The following is an 18,609-nucleotide window of genomic DNA, read 5'->3' as shown; positions in this document are numbered from 1 at the left end:
ACAACGATCAAAACTCGGAACCGTTTTTCCAATGAAGCACACAAGCTCCGCGAATCGGAAAAGACCGCAACTTGGGATTCGGACTTCGTGCGAATTCCGAAAACGATTCCTAATTCGATAAAACCTTTTGTTTTTTTAGAGCACCGTCAGGGATTTCTTTTATTTATGAGCCCGCACTTCCGATTCATAAACATCCTTTCGAGCGCGTGAAAGTTTTTGACTAAAGTTGGCTCTCTGAAGATCCCAAAAAGCCCCGCCCCAAAATTCGATCGCTTACGGAAAATATTTCGCCTAAAATAAACACGATCCGTTAAATCCAAGTTCTAAGTTTAGATTCGTTCCGGAACTTCGGAATACCGCTAACCACCCGAATCAGAATCTCCTTCGTAGGTCCTTAGCTTCCTGCAATTCGTATAACATCCGTAAGGCGATATTTTATATCCAGGCTTGAAGAGCTTCTACGATTTTTCCGATCGCTAACCGATCCCCGTTTTGTACCAAACGAAACAACGCGGCTTCTTCCTCGTCCCGAAAGGATTTTTCTGAAAAAGGATTCATATTGTTTTACGAATTTTTTTTCGGGAAAAAATCCCCAAAAAGAATTCAATTTTTCTAAACTGATCGGATCGATTCCGTTTCGATGTGCGCTCGATACGTGCGTTTACCGATAAAACGCGAACTTCTGTATGCGGATCCTCATGATTCGTTTCTTCCCTAAAGTCGAAATAAGCCGAGCTGGAAGCGGAAATCAACGGTTCTTCTTCCTTTCCTTTGTTTAAAATAAAAGGAGCCCATTCTAGTACAACCTCGGAATCCACCGCGTTTTCGCCTATAAACATCGAATTCATATTCGTCTTTTCTAAAATTTAGAATCGATTTCGTAGATACTTCCCGAAAGCGAGCGTGACAGTTTCATAAAAAAATGAATTGGAAAAATGGGATCCCGGTAGAAAAAGAACCGAAACCTTTTTCCGACTTCGAGAATTTTGCCGTCGGTTTTTTTCTAAAAAAACGCGGGAAAGATTCGGATACGACTCAAAGAAGGTCTAAACAGCGAATTCTGAAAGCTAGGATCCTAGGATGTAAGCGAGGAATTGTGTCGCGAAACAGACGTTTGCGCGTACAAAACTACAAAAAAATTGTAATGGTATCGAATGGAATTTGAATTCACCACTCTCGTGCTCTCCGGCCTGATCATACTCAGCATCGGGCTTCTCCGCATTTCTTCGAAGTTCGGAGTTCCGTCCCTCCTTCTCTTTTTGATGATCGGAATGGCGGCCGGAACGGACGGACCCGGGGGCATCGACTTCGACAATCCCATCTTAGCGAGACAGGTCGGTTCGATCGCTTTGGCGTACATCTTATTCTCCGGAGGATTGGAAACCGACTGGCAAAAAATCAAACCGGTCTTAGGGAAAGGGATCATTCTCGGAAACCTGGGAGTTTTGATCACCTGGGCGATGATGGGACTCTTTTCCGTTTACGTTCTCGGATTTTCGCCGATCGTAGGATTTCTACTGGGAGCGGTCGTATCTTCCACGGATGCGGCGGCTGTTTTCAACGTGCTTCGGACGAGAAACACGGGGATGAAAAAAGGACTCACTTCCCTTTTGGAATTGGAATCGGGAAGCAACGATCCGTTGGCCGTACTTTTGACCGTCAGCCTTCTCAGTCTTTTGGGGCCCGCCCCCCCGAACGCGGCGGAACTTGCGATCCATATTCTTCTTCAATTTTCGATAGGAAGCGCTGCGGGACTCGTATTCGGTTATTTAATCTACAAAGGCCTCAATCGTATCAAGTTGGAATACGAAGGATTGTATCCGGTTCTTATTTCCGCTTCCGTTTTGTTCGTGTATTCCGCCACGGAACTCATCGGAGGAAACCCGTTTCTCGCGGTGTATATCGCCGGTCTCGTATTGGGAAATCAGTCCTTCGTGCACAAACGAAGTAATCTCCGCTTTTTGGACGGAATCGCTTGGCTAATGCAGATCATCATGTTCTTGACGTTGGGTCTGCTCGTGTATCCGAGTAGGATTCCTCCCTTATTCGGAACGGGAATTTTGTTCTCTCTCTTTCTTGTGTTCGGCGCGAGACCGATCGCGGTTTTCGTATCCTTATTCCGATCCGGATATAACTTCCGGGAAAAACTTCTGGTTTCTTGGATCGGATTGCGCGGAGCGGCGCCGATCATTCTCGCGACGTTCCCGTTCGCACAGGGAATACAAGGTTCGGATCAGATCTTTCACCTCGTGTTTTTTACGGTTCTGATTTCGTTGTTGTTTCAGGGAACGAGCGTTCCCCAGGTGGTCCGTTGGCTCGGTTTGGACGCGCCTTTGGAACAAAGGGCGTCGTATCCGTTCGAATTCGAAAACCGGGAACAAAGCGATTCCAATCTTCTCGAATTCATCGTTCCTTACGGTTCGACTTCGGTCGGGAAGTTCGTCTATTCCCTAAACTTTCCGGAAAATTCCCTGATTACTCTCATCTATCGTGGAGACGGACATATCGTTCCAACAGGAAAAACTAAATTAGAAGCAGGTGATGTTCTTCTGATACTCACACCCAAGGGAAGCGAGGACAAAATCCGCGAGATCCTTTCCAAGATGGAACCGCCGGCGGCATAAAAAATCCGGTCGATGGTTTCCGGGGCGGTTCCTGCGAATCGTACCGCAAACGACGTATAAAACGGAAACGCAGGACCGGGCTTGTTCCGCGCTTCGGCTTACGCCTTCGGTTGTCTCTAACGAGACAACTGCTGCGCACGCTTCACATCCCTACCGCGAAATTTTATTTTTCCAGAAACTCTTTTAGAATTTGAAGCGAATGATCCCAACCTCCGTCCGAATGTTCGTACGCCGTCTGTGTGGGAAGGTTTTCGTGCGTCAAACGAAGGCGGGTGGAATTTCCTTCGGGACTCAACTCGATCGTAATCAGCGAATAATTTTCCGGAAGATCCGGAAGTCCCGAAAATCCGCTCCAATAATCGTACTGAAGGATTTTTTCCGGTTCAAATTTCAGAATCGTACCGTGGTCCCGGTATTCTTTTTCTTCCCAGGTTCCCGTAAAAACGATCGGACTTCCGACCTTCCAATCCGTAAACGTGTCGGTTCCGTATAAATAAAGTTTGATGATCTTCGGATCGATCAGGCCTTCCCAAACTTTGGCAAGAGGGGATCGTATCAAAAGATCTTTTTTTAGGATCGGGGTTGGTTTCATAAACTCGACTCGAAGTATTTGCAATATTTATAACACGACGCTCGAAACGAGGATTGTAAAAACGCGACAGAACGAAGAAAATTTTCCTTCGGTAATTTCCGTCGGAATTCCGATCAGCGGGCGGATACGAGTTTTGCGCTTTCCTTGGAAACGCCGATTTGCGCGATCGTACCGGCGTTGAATTTAAGATAATCCGTTTCCACTCCGTCGCTAAAGATGACTCCACCGGAAGGCATCAACGATTCGATCGAAAGCGGATGTTCTTCGTTTAACACTCCTGCGGCGATGTCGATCCGGGTCCGAACGCTTTGAAACGGCTCGCGAACCGCGAACAAAAGTTGTCCCTCTTTCAGAGAAGGTCTCTTTAACTTCAGATCTTTTTCGAAAACACCCACCACTCCGTACGCCATATTGAAAACGGAGCTGAGCCAACCGGTGCTGCCCGAGGGAGTGGAAACGATGATCCCGCTCGAGGATTGTTCCTCCGACTTTTTGTTAAACGAAATCTTATAACGAGCCGAAACGTGCGAGGAGGGACCGATAAAAAGGTCGTTGAAGGCGAGTAGTCTTTGGCCGTCGTTCAACCTCGCCTCCGCAAAACGGACCGTTTTATGCGGATACTTTCCTTCCATCACGTCGTCCACGGCGCCGATAAAATTTTCCCGATCGAAAGGAAGTAGGATTCCGTCGTAACGTTCCTTATCCGGATTGACCGCGATGATCGGAATACCCTTGGAGTATTTGGCAGTATTGGCGACGAGTCCGTCCTGACCGATCGTGACGACAACGTTCTTTTCCGAAAACAAAAACGAGGGAACGTAAATCCGTTCCACGATTTTCGATTTTATTTTTTTCGCCAAATTCCTTTGAACTACGTCCAGACATTCGTGAAAGACCTCGTGTTCCCTTTCGTAATCGTCGAAATTTCCTCCCGACCTTTCTATGTAGAATTTCGCCTGTTGTCTCGTATTAAAACGTTCGACTAGCGTTTCCAGTCTGGTTTTGTTCTTTACGATAATTGCATATTCAACTTTCATTTTTTAGAATCTTTTTTTTCCTGCAAAAGATTCTCCAATAGTTCGGGGCTTATGTTGAGGTTTCCGATTTTTTCGGCGTTTTCCGCAAGTTGTCTAAAGGCGAGAGAAATGTTGAACTTGGGATCCGGATTGTTGTTCAAGGCGACGAGCGTTCTCCAATCCATATCCCGGAACGGCTTCAGAGTCGTTTCCGTTACGAATCCCTGCGTTTCGGCCTCTTTTTTCTGATTGCTCGTTTTCATTTCTATGAGCTTTTTCTTTTGTTCTTCCACGGAGATATCGGCCTGCACCTGCATCTCCCTAAGTTTACGTTTGTTCTCCGCCTCCAAAATACGCGCTTCCATCTGTTTTTCGGAAATTTGTTTTTTCTTTTCCTCCACGGCGATCTCCGTGTTCAATTCGCTTTCCTTGATTTTACGTTCCTGTTCGACTGCGAAGTTTCTTCTTTCGTAAATCGCCTGATCCGCTTCCTGTTGAAGTTTCTCACGCGTTTCGGTTTCGAGCGCGCGTTCCATTTCCGGATTGGGACGGATCGCGAGAATATTCACGTTGAGGATTTCGATTCCGAGCGTGGAAACCGCGGAGGAATTTTGCAACCCCTGGAGAATCTGCGTTTCTATCGTTTTTGCGGATCGAATCGAATCCTTCAGACCGATTCCGTGGATGAACGAAGAGGTGGAGGTTTGCGCGTAGTTTATGATTCTCTGATTTAGTTTTTCGATTTCGTTTTTTTTATACGTTCCGGATGGGTCCACGGTGAAATCCAAAAGCTCCGAAAGCGCTTTCGGATTCGAAATTTTATACGTTATCTGTCCTTGTATGGAAACCGTCTGATAATCGTTCGTAGATTCGTTGAATATGAACGGAAGATCGTTGCTTCCCAAAGGAATCGCCGCGATCGAACTGGTGGGTGCGAAATAAAAAAAGGAAAGTCCTCTTCCTTCCTTGGATACGTTTCCGTTTTTATATAAAATGACGTGGGTCATCGAGTCGAATTGGATATAATTCATGCCGAACATAGACGATACTTCCTTTTTTTCCCGGGTGTTTTACGGACCAGGACCGTTTGTTTTGTCGCGAAATTCCGTTTCCTGAAGGGGAGTTTCCAACGCGTCAGGGATGTGGAGCGCGCGAAGCGGTCGCCCCGGAGGGGCGACCGAAGGCGATTCGCCGGAGCGCGGAACCAGCCCGGTCTTTCGCATCTTTCACAGATAGACTTTGAAATCAAACCCTTTTGCGAAAGAGACGCCCGAACGTCCGATCTTGGAAATCGGGTTTTTTATTTTTAACGAATAATTTATTGACTTTTTCAATGAAACCGGCAGAGTTCTCCCACTTTTTTGAGAGGAGAATTCGCAGATGATTCGAATCATTTCCAAAATTTCGATCGCTCTTTTGGTTTTCGGATTTGTTTCCGCGGCAAGCGCACAAATCGGCCAGATCAACCCGGCTTCCGTTTCCGGTAAATATAAGGTCGCCGGAACCAACCCGGACGGATCCGCATACGGAGGTTCGGTTACGATCACACAATCCGGCGGTCAATATTTATTCACTTGGAACGTGGCCGGACAAACGTTTACGGGAACCGGTACCTTAGAGGGCAGCACTCTTACTGTCGATTGGGGACAACCCGATCCGGTCATTTACGAGGTCAAAAACGGCGGACGACTTTTGGAAGGCACCTGGGCCGGCGGCGGTGCGACAGAGACATTAAGAAAATAAGAATATTCAAATATTTTAAAATAATCGGGTTTGCGAAGAATTTGCGCGACTCGAGTTCGTGAACGGGAAACTTTTTTCTTCGAAAACGGTGAATCGTCGCCGAAGACCGAAAACGGAAAAAAGGAAGAACAAAGGTTATTCGTCGGGTTCGGTCCTTTTGGGATTTTGTGGATGAATTCGATGGATTTGCCGTTGGTTGTGGGCCTTGCTGGTGAGAGTTCCGGTTCCCTTCCCTCTTGACGTTTCCTCCGATCGCCAGATGTTTTTGCGCGCAGTGAGGCGAATTTTCTGCGGTTTCTATTTTTGTTCCCTTTCCGGTTTCGTTTTTTTATTTTAGAATCCGACTTTTTTTTGGAAAATCCGATCGGAACGTTTTCGACCAGGAACCTAACTCGGTATGGGAACGATACTGTTGAATACGGAAGAGGAAATTCGATCCAGCCTCCGGGAAAATCGGATGGAAACTGTGACGATTTTGATTCCGGAAAAAACCTGGCTTCGCTACGGAGAAATTAAGGCGCGTGATTTACCGAAAAGAATTCCGGAATTTTTGTGCACCTACGGAAAATATCTTTCGAATGCAAAACGTTTGAACGATCAGGCTCGGAAAACCTTATATCAGCCGAGTTCCGAAACTTCGCATATGAGACGGGTGAACGTTCGGTTGAGCACGGCGAGTTGGGCTTTGTTAGGGTTGTTTGCCCAGGCCCACGGGGTTTCCCGTTGTTATCTTTTTAATTATCTTCTTTGGTTGGAGGAAGTAGAGGTCGGAGATTCTATCGTAGAGATGATGAATGCGGGAACTCCAACCTTCCACAGGTCTTACAGCTATATTTTCCACCTCGACCTGACCCACAGCGAAGTTTATCGACGCTTACGTTGCGATCCTGAGTCCATTTTTTACGCAGCCGACTCACAATATTGGAATTCACCCTAAAAAAGGCCGCAAAAGAATTTGCAGCTTCCGATCAAACTTTTAAACCATACCTCGCATGAATAAAAAACCAAAACCTCGTAACCCCGAGTACGAAACGAAGGTACGCGAAATCTTTTACAGGGCGAATTTTATCAATCTGCTTGAAATTCAAATCGGTGACGTCGAACCGGGATTACTTACGAGTTACGTAGATATCAAAGACAAACACCTTCAGCAGAACGGCTACGTTCACGCGGGAGTAATTTCAACACTCGCGGATCATACGGCAGGCGGAGCCGCGGCTACGCTCGTCGGAAAAGAACAGATCATTCTAACCTTAGAATTCAAAATCAATCTGCTTCGACCCGGAATCGGAAATCGCCTTCGATGTAACGCGAAAGTATTTTATCAAGGAGCTACGGTCATCGTAGTTGATTCGGAGGTTTATGCGGATCACAAACAAAGGGAGAAACTCGTGGCAAAAGCGACAGTAACGTTAGCCGTCATGGGAAATCGTTACGGCGGAGATTGAAATTCACTCCGAAGGAAGACATCGGAAACGATTGACATTTTCGCGAAGCCACAATACCCGCATCCCGCCGGGACGTCGAATTCGAATCCTTGGCGAAATAATTTAGATCAACGTCTTTCGCGGAATTTCGACAAAGTTCGGTTGGTTTTAAGAAGTTCCGAATACAGTTGAAATCGATATCCGCCCGATTCTTGTTGGAAATTTAAGGAAACATCGAATATGGAAAAACCTCCTTTTCGGAGATAGAAACCGCTTTTCATCGTTTTAAAAAACATTCAAATATTATATTATTTGAATAATGAATGCCTGCGGAACCGTTCCCTTCGTAAGGAAATCCTTATCCCAAACCAGAAGCGTAAGATCGTCATTGAGGAAAGAACGGAAACGGGAATCTATCGTTTCCGAAAAATAGGATCTTCCGAAGAACGAGCTTTCCGCACGTCCTTCGGAGAATCGAATTAAAATCCGAAAATCGTCGAAACGCCGACTAATCTTCGTTAGGCCGGAACCGCTTGTTTCGCGGCGCGTTCCAACTTAAACAGATTCGCGCTTGCGGTCGCAAGACTATCCACATTGTATGCGGCGGCAACCGCTCTTCGTTTCTCCAAATCCTCGCCGGAAAGAACTTTCAAAGAACGTTCCAGTAACATTCCACAAACGAAACGAGCCGCCGTCTCTACGACTTCGAAGGCCAACGTGTCTTTGACGTTTCCTTCCTGAATCGATTTATATAAACCGACCGCGGTTTCCAGATCGCTCCAAACCTTCTTTAAATCTTCGGAAGCCGAGAACTTGGACAACTCCCCCTCCGCGTATTGACGCAAATGCCCGGTAGGAGACATGCCGGAAACGACCCCGCCGATCGCGGCCACAACCTGCAACTGCGTCGTCCCTTCGTAGATCGTGGTAATTCTGCTATCCCGATAAATCCGCGCTACGTCGTAATCTTCCGTATAACCGCTACCTCCGTGAATCTGCAACGCGTCCGAAGCGATGGACACGCATCCTTCCGAAGCGTAGTATTTACTCATAGGAGTAAACAGATCGGCCAACTTTTCCCAACGACGAATCGTTTCATCCTGACCGACTTCTTTTTCCGATTTTCCTTCCACCTTAATTCGATGTTCTTTAGGCCAATGATATAGATCGATCGCCTTTCCCGTCTCCGCGATCAAAACTCTCGTGGCGAGAATTTCGCGCTCCATACGATCCAACATTTTTTTGACCGCGGGAATCCGCTCGATCGGTTTACCGAATTGGATTCTTTCCGAAGCGTATTTTTTTCCTTCGAAATAAGCGGCGGTCGCAATCCCCAAAGATTGTGTGGCGATCGTCAATCGGGCAGCATTCATCATTCCCATGGAATACTTCACCAAACCGTATCCGGTTTTACCGATCAATTCTCCCGGGGAATTTTCAAAAACGACCTCGCACGTAGGCGAACAATGTAAACCCATCTTGTGTTCTACTCCGGCGATATGAACGTCGGTTCCTTTCACCAAAAAGAAGGACAAACCTCGGGCACCGCTTTCCGGAGAACCGGTTCTGGCTAACGTGAGAATGACAGAAGGAGCGTCGATATATCCGCAGGCGTGCGTGATGAAACGTTTCGCTCCGTTGATTCTCCAAGTTCCGTCCGCGTCCTGAGTCGCTCTCGTTTGGACGTTGGGAAGATCGGATCCGTAATTCGGTTCGGTCAAAGCCATGGCCGCGCTGTATTTGCCGGAGGCGATTTCCGGAATCCATTTTTCGCACATCTCATCCGAAGCGTATCGTTCCATAATTTCTACGATGTTGATGTTGCCGTATGCGAGACAAAACGCAGCGTCTGCCCGAGCCGAAATTTCGCACATAAAGGATTGGACGGTCGCGGGAAGTCCCATTCCGCCGTATTTCCTGCTGATAGAAATCGGCATCAGACCCGCGTCCCGCAGAGTCGTATAACATTCCTCTTGCGCCTTAGGAAAGGAAACTTTTCCGTTTTCATATTTGAGTCCGATACGATCCATTTCCTTGCTTCGGGGGGCGACGAACTCTCCCATAATTTCACCTAACGATTGTAATACGGATTGATAATATTCCTTCGCTTCCTCTACGTTGGTCGGCGCATAGGCTAAACGTTCGTTTCCGTTCTTTTTATAAGCGTCCGCGTCGTGAAAACCTTGTTCGTAGGCGTGAACGATTTCATCCCAATCGATCAAATCGTTAAACACGAGTTTGAGATCTTCGTTGTCCTGAAAGTAATTGCTGATTATCATGGGGATCCTACCTCTCGACTTTGCCCATTAGTTAAAATCGTGGAGAGGATATGTCAAGCGTACAACGAAATCAATTCGCGGTTCCGTCCTCTTCTTTCGATTTTTTTAATTTAGGAGATTCTCCGATCGCAACCGAATACCAGACCGCGTTGAGGGAATGTTGATAAAACGCCTTTCGATAGGCGATTTCCGAATCCAAAAAGGAAGTCTCGGAAACGAGAAGGTCCAAACGCGAAGCGGTCTTATAACTGAATCCCCTTCTCTGACTGCTCAGATTGGATTCCGCGGAATTTCTCGCTTTCGCATACAAAGCCAATAACCTCGCAGAATTGAGAGAACTCTCGTAGGCTTTCCGGATTTCGTCCGAAGCGATCCGCTTCGCTTGGGACAATTGAAGTTCCGCTTGTCGGACCGCCGATTCGGCTTGTTTTACTCCGGCCGTGATCGTTCCCGCCGATAACAGTGGAACGTTGATCGAAAGCTGCATCGTTATATCCTTGTTAGGCGTAGTATTGTGTTCCGGAATCGTATAATAATTATTTAAAGTAACGGAAGGAAGATGACCTCCCCAAGCCTTTTTGAGATTCAATTCCGCCATCTTCAGATTTTCCCGTGCGGCGATCACGTCGTATCGTTTTGCGGTTCTTTCTTCGGGAAGAAGATTCTGCGGAAACCGGATCGGATCCTTTGGAACGGCAAGACGAAGTCCCCCTTCTCCCGCGCCGACGAGACTTTCCAAAATCATTTCGCTTTGTTTGAGCTGATATCGAAAATCCTCGAGTGCAGCTTCCGATCTCGAAAAATCCGCCTCTGCCCCGCTCAAACCGGCGCGGGTAATTCTACCGAGCGAAAAAAGCCTTCTCCGTTCCTGTATCGTTTTTCGGACGAGCTCGGTCTTTTTCTCCTCCAAAAGAATGATTTCCTTTAACTGTAGAACATTATAATATGCTTGTGCGATTTCAAGATACAACCGTCCCGATTCGTAACGAGCCTCGTTTATCCGCACATTGGTCAGAGCGCCGGCAGCCTTGTAAGTCGTATATTGACTCACCCCGTTCAAAATGGGAACACTCAACAACAACCTCGTTCCGGGTCCGACGGTGGGCGGAAGACTACTGCTCGAAGAACTTCCCGTATACGGATTCGGTTCCGTGTAAAAAGGATTAAAATGGGAATTCGGGCCGGGAACCCGGTAGAACTTGTTGTAAACCAAAGACAAGGACGGGAAAAACGAGGCGAAGGCCGCCGCTTTTTGAGAATCGGCCTGTTGTATAGCCTCCTCTTTGAGCGCGATCCGCTCGGTTTTTTCTACCGCGTACGCGTACAATTCTTCTATGCTCAATTCCTGTTCCGAAGAGATTTTACGGAGCCTTTCCGTGGTCACGCCGGTCACTTCCTCCAGGCGCGGCTCCACGATTCCGTCGTTGGTTCGGATCGCGGAGTCGTCCGTACATCCGACCGGGATCAGAAAAAAAGAAAGAATCGAAAGTCGGCAGAATCCACTGAAACAATATATTAGATATTTTATATATTCTTTTTTTTGAATTTTCATTCGATTCGTCCGGCCTTCTTTTTATTTCTGGGCGTCCGATTCGGAGGATTTGACCCCGAAAACTGGAACGCAGGGGCGGCGGTTTTTTTATTTTGCGAGGCGCCGCCCCTCTCCCCCAAATAATACGCCGCAGGCACCACAAGCAGAGTGATCAATGTGGAAAGGATCATTCCGCCTAAAATCGTGACCGCCATAGGGATTCTAGTTTCCGCACCGGGTCCGAGAGCCAAAGCGGGAGGAAGGGCGGCCGCGATCGAACTGAACGAAGTCATAAGCACGGGGCGCAGACGGATCGGACAACCTTCCCGAATCGCCTCCCGTATATCCTTTCCCTCCGCTCGCACGTGATTTACGAACTCTACGAGAAGGATCGAATTCTTTTTGACCAAACCCAAAAGTAGGATTAAACCGATGAAACTGTACATATTCAAAGATTGGCCGAACAGATAAAGAGCGACTAACGCGCCCGTAAAACTGAACGGCATCGCGAGAAGGATATACAACGGCTGTTTAAGACTGTTAAACTGACTCGCCAAAATCATATACGAAAGAAGAATTCCGAAAAACAAAGCCGAAACAAGGCTGTCCCCCGATTCTTTGGCCGTTTTTGCGGAACCTGTGATCGAAACCGAATAACCGTCCGGAAGAATTTCCTTGGCGATTTCCAATGCCTTTTCGGTGGAAGCGGTTTGACCGAGCGCAGGAGCTGGATTTCCGAAGATACGGATCGCACGTTCTCGGTTGATTCTCGTAATCGTCTTCAACGCCTCCTTTTCCTGGATGTTCACCACCTCCTTTAGACGTACGAATTCTCCGAACGTGTTTCGAACGCTGATGTCGGGAAGAACGGTCGCATTTTCTCCTTTGTCCTTTTGTATCTTAACGCGAACGTCGTAACTTCTTCCGTTCTCGGTAAAGCGACTAACGTTCTTTCCTCCCATCAGAGTTCCGACCGTGTTACCTACGTTGGCCATACTCACGCCTCGTAACGCGGCGGCTTCTCGATCGGTCACGAGCCGCAGCTCCTTTTGACCGGAAACGTAATCCGTATCGACGTCCAGAACCGTTTTATTCTCCTTCAACTTCTCAAGGATCCGAACCGACAACTCGGACAACTTCCGCCAATCGGGACCGGTTAACACGAGTTCGACGGGATATCCTCTTCCCGCCGAAAAACCGCGCTGCGAAAGATCCTGAACGGAGAACGTCGCCTCGGGCACGAGTTCCTTGAGATCCTTCCGCAAAATTCCGAAAAACGCTGACTGGGTGATTTCCTTTCCCGTTTTGGGATTTTTTGGACGCTGTCCCATCTCCTTCATCGTCACAAAGAACATTCCCGCATTGGATTCGGTTCCTCCGAATCCGCCGACGTTGGACATATATTTTTCTATTTCCTTTCGGGTGAGAAGATATTGCTCCGCCTTCCTCATCGTTTCGTCCGTTCTTTGAAGGGAAGATCCCGTCGGTAAACGCGCCCGTATGATAAAACGTCCCATGTCTTGCGGGGGAATGAATTCCTTTTTGAGTAGAAAGAAAAAACCCAGTGAAAGCGCGAATAACGCAGTCGATCCGAACAGAATCCACTTCGGATATTTTAAAACGAAATCGACGGATCTCGCGTAAAAGTCCGTACTGTATGAAAGAAACCTTTCCATATACGGATCGGATTTTTTAAAAATTGAGACCGCATCCATATACGAACCGAATTTTTTTTTCGCATCCGAGGAAAATACGTCGAAACGGGAAGGCGTTCCGTATTTGGAAACGGAGAAACCCGGAGATTCTCCGTACAAAGAGGAACGCATAGGAGTAAAGCTGAGCGCTTCGAAAAGGGAAAGTAATACCGCAACGGAAATGGTCGCTCCGAATTCGAGAAAATATCTTCCGATGATTCCCTTCATAAACGCGACCGGAAGAAAGATAGCAACGACGGCTAACGTAGCCGCGAGCGCGGCGAATCGGATTTCGCCGGCGCCTTCCAGGGACGCGTCCAACCAGGTCTTCCCCTTCTCTTTGTGCCGGGTTATGTTTTCCAACACCATAATCGCGTCGTCCACAACGATCCCAGTCGCGAGAGAAAGACCTAACATCGTAAAGGTGTTGATCGTAAAACCGGCAAAGTATAAAAACAAAAACGTTCCGATTACCGAAGTCGGAATCGCGAGGAGAACGTTCCCCGTACTTTTCCAATTCCCCAAAAAAAGACGACAGACAAAACCGGTCAAAATCGCGGAGAAGATCAAAGTGAATTCGAGTTCGTTGACGCTGTCACGGATATAACCGGTATTGTCGTTGGAGACGTTGAGATCGTATCCTTGAGGAAGTCCTGGTTTTAATTCCCGAACCTTGGCTTTGACAAGATCACCGACTCGAACCGCGTTTGCGCCTTTGAGTTTTTTGATGCCGATTCCCACGGCGGAAATACCGTTAAATCTCGAAATTCTCCTGACTTCGCCTAACCCGTCTTCTACGACGGCGATGTCCTTGAGTCGGATCGAACGGAACAGAGGAGAACCGCTTCTCGAATTCAAAAAAATATTTCCGAACTGTTCCGAAGTAGGGACCTCGCCGACGGCGCGCAGACTGATTTCGCTTGTCCTATTTTCCAAACGGCCGGAAGGAACTTCGAGATTCTGTTCCTTCAACGTATTGACGATATCGTCCACGGCGATTTCGTTCCTGGAAAGTTTGAGCGGATCAAGATAAACGTTGATCGTACGATCCACATAACCGCCGAGAATGATTTCTCCCACACCGGGAATTTTTTGGAACCGATCCTTGAGAAAATCCTTAACGAAAAGCATTTTCTCGCGTTCGGTTTTACCGACCGCAGTCAAGGAAATCCAAATGATAGGAACATCGTCCGGATTGGATTTGGTGATCACGGGAGGATCCAAATCTTCCGGAAGTTTATTGGAAACCTGCGCGAGTTTGGTTTGAATCTCCTGCACGGCAACGTCCACGTCGCGACTGAGATCCAACTCCACCGTGACCGTTGCGGAGCCGTCCGAGGAAGTAGATCGAACTTCCGTCACACCTTCCACAGCCATCAGAACTTCTTCCACCGGATCGACGACGTCGGTTTCCATCACTTGCGCGTTTGCACCGATCAGATTAAAGGAGACGTTCACTACCGGAAAATCGACGTCCGGCATTTGGGAAAGTCCCATACGCGAGAATCCGATCGAGCCGAACAGAATGATCGCGGCCATCATCATCCAGGAAAAAATTGGATTTCGTATCGACACTACGGAAAGCAAGGGGAACCTCTCGGACAAGAATATTCGTTCGACCCTCGGTTTCGACCAAGGATCCTAATTTTCGAACTCGTCGGGACGAGTCCGCGTTAAACGGGAGTTTTTATTAGACGATCACGAGGACCATCCGGGTCCAAAAACGCATCCGTACGAATTAAGAAACCCTCCATTCCTCGAGACAGGCGACACAAAGGCAGTCCGAAAATTCTTTCCGAATTTTAAGAAGCGCTGTTTCGTCTAACGCTACGGAAAAACAATCGCAGAATCCGGCGGCTGCTCCGCAACGAAATCCTTTACCGCAGCGGGAACATAATTTAGAAACCGCGCCTGCGGCGCGGTTCGAATCCGAATAACTCTCCACAAGTTTCAAACTGTGAAAGCGGTTTCAATTCACAAACGTTTTCCGATGATCGGAAATTTTTCCGCAACGGATTTCTCCGCGAGAGGATCAACGTAGAATGCCCCTTACCGCGGACGACAACATGGAGTTCAAAATCGTTTCCATTCCTCTCGTCTCAACTACGTCCGGGGGAATCTGCCTGCCGTTCGTCAAAACCGCAAAACCGTGAACGGTGCTCCAGAGCGAGAACGAAAGATCGTACGCATCCTCGTCGCGAAAAACCCCCCTTTGACGACCGTCTTCTACGATCCGAAACAGTCCGAAAAACGCTTCCTTTCCCACGGACAAAAGTTCCGCGGGAGCGTCCGATTCGCAGGCCAAGGTCCCGCCGAACATAAGCTCCGTTCTTCTAGGATGTGCGATCGCCAATTTCACATAACGTGATCCGGCGGAGCGTAATCTTTCTATCGGATCATCGCTGCTTTCCCAAGCCTGACGCATCTCTTCCGCAAGATCGGAAAATCCGCGAATCGCAAGCGTGAACAACAGATCCACCTTTCTCGGGAAATGTCTGTAGGGCGCCGCGTGACTGACCCCCAAATCGGCGGCGATATCGCGTAAACTCAAACCTTCGATTCCGAATTTTTCCAGGATCTCCTCGGATTTCGTCAAAATCGCCTTTTTTAGATCCCCGTGATGATAAGAATCGGAGATCCGTTTTTTTCCCGTTTTCTTTTTGGACGCGACTTTTTTTTCCATAAATGTTGCTACTGACTACTTTTTATGTTGACAGAGTCAACACAATATGTTTGCATTGAAAACATCCAGCTGGATCGGGTCAAGGCCCTTTTGGGAGGTTTTATGAGAATTTTAAGCGTGATGTACGGGTCTTTGAAAAACAACCCGCCGCTTTTTTGGAACGGGGTCGTCAACTTACTCGTGCTATTCGTACTCGTTCCGGCGTTTTTCCTGGATTCAAGAACGGTCACGGGCGCGCCAGTATGGCTCAAACCGATCAAATTCGCGATTTCGATTTCCGCCTATTCCTTTACCCTGGTTTGGATATTGGGTTACGTTCGTGGAAATGAAAAATACGTCCGAGGATTGTCCTGGATCGTTACCGCGATGCTGACCGTGGAAAACGTCGCCATTTTCGGTCAAGCCTATCGTGGAATTCCCAGCCATTTCAACGTAACAACGCCCTTAAACGGTGCGATCTTCAGCGTAATGGGAACCGCGATCGGAATATTATGGATTTCTCATATGATTTTAGCGGCGATATTGATTTTTCAAAAAACGGAAAAAAAGGCGCTTCGTGAATCTTTAGGATGGGCGATGATCATCGCAGGATTGGGAATGATTCTCGGTTTTTGGATGACGGTTCCGCGACCCGAACAACTGGAGGCGATGAAGGCGGGAAGTTTCGAAGCGAGCGGAGGACATACGTTCGGAGCGCCGGACGCTGGTCCGGGAATACCGATCTTGGGTTGGAGTACCGTCGCGGGCGATATGAGAATTCCTCATTTCATAGGAATTCACGCGATGCAACTCATTCCGTTTCTGGCCTTCGTTTTCGGAGTATTAAAATTTACGGAGGAAACTTCCGTCGTCGCGATCCGCATTTTTTCCGTATCATTTCTCGTCTTGGTCGGAACTCTGACCGCACAAGCGTTGTCCGGACAAACTCTGATCAGACCTTCTCTTCCGTTTAGAATCGGCTTTATGATATCATTTTTAGGAATGATGTCCGGAATTTTATCCCCGGTTTTTTCGAGCAGGACAAATCGAACACGCATCAAAGGAGCATAACGTGGAACCTTCGCTGATATTTAAGATAACGAGCAATCTCGCACTCGCGGGTTGGATTCTTCTTTTGACGTTTCCCAAATGGAAACACACCAAATCGATCACTACCGTACTTCTGAGTACGATCCTTTTCGGGGGAACGTATACGATTCTTTTGGCCGGAAGTTTCGGACAAACGCAGGGAAACTTTTCATCTTTGGAAGGGGTGCAACTTTTATTCCAAAATCCAGCGGCTTTGACGGCCGGTTGGATCCATTATCTCGCCTTCGACCTATTTATCGGAACCTGGGAAAGCGCGGATGCGGAAAAGTTGGGAATATCCCGTTGGCTGATTTTACCCTGTCAAATCGGAACCTTTCTTTTCGGGCCGATGGGACTTCTCGCCTATATGATATTGCGTGCGGTTTTGCGAAAGGATCTCGCGATACGAAATCCTTTCGTGTAAAGCTATTTCGTTAATACGACATCGCATCATACGTTTCGGCCGGGGAATCAAACGTATGTTTGGCGAAATCAAAACGGCTCCTCTTTTTACGAATCGATTGACCGCCTTCGTTTGTTTTTTTCACTGAAGGCGGTCGTACTGTTCGCAGACAAAGGAGTCGCACAAAACATGAAATCGGAATTTAAAACTTTTTTTTTGCCGTTAGTGATATTCTCGTTTCTCGGCATATCGGGACAATCTAAAGAAGACACGGATCCATTGCTTCAAAAAAGTAAACGCGACTTGGAAAACGTCGGTCGTAAGATAGACGCACTTCCTATCGCACAAAAATCCTCCGCACACGGAAGATATCTGAGAACAAAACGTCTGTGCGAACGAGGAGAAGACTACGTGACGAGATACAATAATTTCAAAGGAGGAATTTCCATCCTGAATCAATGTATCCGCGAATTAAACGATATCGATTCGACTTACTCCTTAGGTGTTTTGGCCGCCGCGCAAAACCGACCTGCGGAAGAATCGAAAAAACAAACTCAACCCGACGAAAGCAAAAATCAAAACGTAAAACCCGAACCCAAAACCGATACTCCGAAAACTTCGGCCTGTCCCGCCGATCAAATTTCGTATCAATTCAGCAAACGGACCCGTTGCGCTTTTATCGGCAATACTATGATGAATTTCAAATCGGCGGAGGCGTTCTGCAAAAGTAAAAACATGGGTTTGTTGGATCCTATTTGGATGGGCAACAAAGGCGTGTTAAGCGAAATCGGTTCCGCGCAAAAAAACAAAAGTTGGACGTTTAAGGATCAGTATCTCTGGCTGAATACGTATCGAAACAAATACTACCTAGCCAAATCGTCCGATATCGCCGATATGTTCAGCTATAAGATCACGGAAAACGCGGAACCGACAATGCTCGCGTATCCCGTTTGCGACGATACTCGGGGAATCTAAAACGAAACGAAACGGATCCGCGGTTTTACGGATCCGTTCGCAAATCGGAACGTTAACCGCAACCGGACAGTCATAAACGTCAGCGGATTCCGATAAAAACGTCCAATTGTGCATCCTGGGGATCGGCCGCTCTTTGATCGTATAATTCGAAATCGGCGGCGAACTTACGTTTTTGTTTCAGTTCCGCGTCGCCCCATATCTCAGTCCAAACTCCCACGGCCGCCTTTTCGATCGGTCCCCGTTCGCTCGTGATTTTAGTATATTCACCTTTCGGAATATAACGAATTTCCAATCCGTCCGGAACATTTTCGGGACTCTCCACTTCCGCTCCTATAAGCAGACGATACGCGCCGGTTTCGTCGGATTCGTAATCGGTATAAACGGCCAAAACGTGGACGGGATTTTTTTTGCCGGGAATCCTCTCCAAAATTCCCTCTTCGTAAAATCTCCGCCAGAGAGTTCCGATTTTTCCCCGTCCCGAAATTTCGTCCTCGTTTTTGGTGACGATCGAAATTCCCACGACCGCCGTTTCCGTTTTAGAAACGATCTCCCTTTCCATTCCTTTCTCCCCTTT

At 47.6% G+C, this 18,609-nt stretch carries 17 protein-coding genes; 7 read left to right on the top strand and 10 right to left on the bottom strand.

The genetic code is table 11. The features are described from left to right. Nucleotides 1-435: 435 nt before the first annotated feature. The gene (locus tag EHQ17_RS20275; protein ID WP_281276513.1) at nt 436-558 is read right to left on the bottom strand and encodes a hypothetical protein; all 123 of its coding nucleotides are present in this window, start codon (nt 556-558) and stop codon (nt 436-438) included. 596 nt (nt 559-1,154) lie between these two features. Here EHQ17_RS20275 and EHQ17_RS05725 point away from each other — a divergent pair. After that, the gene (locus EHQ17_RS05725; protein ID WP_135591204.1) at nt 1,155-2,624 is read left to right on the top strand and encodes a potassium/proton antiporter; all 1,470 of its coding nucleotides are present in this window, start codon (nt 1,155-1,157) and stop codon (nt 2,622-2,624) included. 163 nt (nt 2,625-2,787) lie between these two features. Here EHQ17_RS05725 and EHQ17_RS05720 read toward each other — a convergent pair whose 3' ends face one another. The 3 genes from EHQ17_RS05720 to EHQ17_RS05710 form a co-directional block, all read right to left on the bottom strand. Next, the gene (locus tag EHQ17_RS05720) at nt 2,788-3,216 is read right to left on the bottom strand and encodes an SRPBCC family protein (protein ID WP_135591206.1); all 429 of its coding nucleotides are present in this window, start codon (nt 3,214-3,216) and stop codon (nt 2,788-2,790) included. A 113-nt stretch (nt 3,217-3,329) separates the two neighbouring features. Continuing rightward, nucleotides 3,330-4,253 (bottom strand): NAD(+)/NADH kinase, encoded by a 924-nt coding sequence (locus tag EHQ17_RS05715; RefSeq protein WP_135591208.1) that lies wholly within the window; start codon nt 4,251-4,253, stop codon nt 3,330-3,332. After that, nucleotides 4,250-5,272: an SPFH domain-containing protein gene (locus tag EHQ17_RS05710; RefSeq protein WP_135591210.1), complete on the bottom strand. Its 1,023-nt coding sequence runs from the start codon at nt 5,270-5,272 to the stop codon at nt 4,250-4,252. The genes EHQ17_RS05715 and EHQ17_RS05710 overlap by 4 nt, the downstream gene beginning before the upstream one ends. Before the next feature lie 340 nt (nt 5,273-5,612). On the opposite strand from EHQ17_RS05710, the gene lfb1 reads away from it, so the two are divergent. The 3 genes from lfb1 (at nt 5,613) to EHQ17_RS05695 (ending at nt 7,423) form a co-directional block, all read left to right on the top strand. Further along, nucleotides 5,613-5,975: an LIC10280 family protein gene (gene lfb1 / locus EHQ17_RS05705; RefSeq protein WP_135591212.1), complete on the top strand. Its 363-nt coding sequence runs from the start codon at nt 5,613-5,615 to the stop codon at nt 5,973-5,975. A 397-nt stretch (nt 5,976-6,372) separates the two neighbouring features. Continuing rightward, nucleotides 6,373-6,912: a DUF1564 domain-containing protein gene (locus EHQ17_RS05700; RefSeq protein ID WP_135591214.1), complete on the top strand. Its 540-nt coding sequence runs from the start codon at nt 6,373-6,375 to the stop codon at nt 6,910-6,912. A gap of 55 nt (nt 6,913-6,967) precedes the next feature. After that, nucleotides 6,968-7,423, top strand: a complete 456-nt coding sequence (locus EHQ17_RS05695) for a PaaI family thioesterase (protein WP_135591215.1) — start codon at nt 6,968-6,970, stop codon at nt 7,421-7,423. A gap of 497 nt (nt 7,424-7,920) precedes the next feature. On the opposite strand, the gene EHQ17_RS05690 is transcribed toward EHQ17_RS05695, so the two are convergent. The 5 genes from EHQ17_RS05690 to EHQ17_RS05670 form a co-directional block, all read right to left on the bottom strand. Beyond that, nucleotides 7,921-9,681 (bottom strand): acyl-CoA dehydrogenase family protein, encoded by a 1,761-nt coding sequence (locus EHQ17_RS05690; protein WP_135591217.1) that lies wholly within the window; start codon nt 9,679-9,681, stop codon nt 7,921-7,923. A 70-nt stretch (nt 9,682-9,751) separates the two neighbouring features. After that, nucleotides 9,752-11,233, bottom strand: coding sequence for a TolC family protein (locus EHQ17_RS05685; protein WP_135591220.1), 1,482 nt, complete (start codon nt 11,231-11,233; stop codon nt 9,752-9,754). Then, a complete protein-coding gene (locus EHQ17_RS05680; RefSeq protein ID WP_135591222.1) occupies nt 11,230-14,493 on the bottom strand; it encodes an efflux RND transporter permease subunit in 3,264 nt (1,087 codons plus the stop codon). Before EHQ17_RS05680 ends, EHQ17_RS05685 begins: the two co-directional genes overlap by 4 nt. Before the next feature lie 151 nt (nt 14,494-14,644). Continuing rightward, nucleotides 14,645-14,851: a cysteine-rich CWC family protein gene (locus tag EHQ17_RS05675; protein WP_135591287.1), complete on the bottom strand. Its 207-nt coding sequence runs from the start codon at nt 14,849-14,851 to the stop codon at nt 14,645-14,647. Nucleotides 14,852-14,938: 87 nt separating this feature from the next. After that, complete coding sequence (locus EHQ17_RS05670) at nt 14,939-15,589, bottom strand: TetR/AcrR family transcriptional regulator (RefSeq protein WP_135591224.1); 651 nt, start codon at nt 15,587-15,589, stop codon at nt 14,939-14,941. 24 nt (nt 15,590-15,613) lie between these two features. Here EHQ17_RS05670 and EHQ17_RS05665 point away from each other — a divergent pair, with 24 nt between their 5' ends. The 3 genes from EHQ17_RS05665 to EHQ17_RS05655 all read left to right on the top strand — a co-directional run bounded on the left by EHQ17_RS05665 (nt 15,614) and on the right by EHQ17_RS05655 (nt 18,035). Then, nucleotides 15,614-16,639 carry a hypothetical protein gene (locus tag EHQ17_RS05665; protein WP_135591226.1) on the top strand — a complete coding sequence of 342 codons (1,026 nt, stop codon included), beginning with the start codon at nt 15,614-15,616 and terminating at the stop codon, nt 16,637-16,639. Between the two features lies 1 nt (nt 16,640). Next, the gene (locus EHQ17_RS05660; RefSeq protein WP_135591228.1) at nt 16,641-17,081 is read left to right on the top strand and encodes an ABA4-like family protein; all 441 of its coding nucleotides are present in this window, start codon (nt 16,641-16,643) and stop codon (nt 17,079-17,081) included. A 168-nt stretch (nt 17,082-17,249) separates the two neighbouring features. Next, nucleotides 17,250-18,035 (top strand): hypothetical protein, encoded by a 786-nt coding sequence (locus EHQ17_RS05655; protein ID WP_135736154.1) that lies wholly within the window; start codon nt 17,250-17,252, stop codon nt 18,033-18,035. A gap of 79 nt (nt 18,036-18,114) precedes the next feature. Here the strand turns inward: EHQ17_RS05655 and EHQ17_RS05650 are convergent, their stop codons facing one another. After that, nucleotides 18,115-18,594: a GyrI-like domain-containing protein gene (locus EHQ17_RS05650; RefSeq protein ID WP_135591232.1), complete on the bottom strand. Its 480-nt coding sequence runs from the start codon at nt 18,592-18,594 to the stop codon at nt 18,115-18,117. Between the last annotated feature and the right edge of the window lie 15 nt (nt 18,595-18,609).

Origin of the sequence: Leptospira gomenensis (assembly GCF_004770155.1) — a bacterium.
Classification (GTDB): Bacteria; Spirochaetota; Leptospiria; order Leptospirales; family Leptospiraceae; genus Leptospira; species Leptospira gomenensis.
Note: the sequence above shows the minus strand (reverse complement) of the source record. Positions and strands in the feature narration are given on the sequence as shown.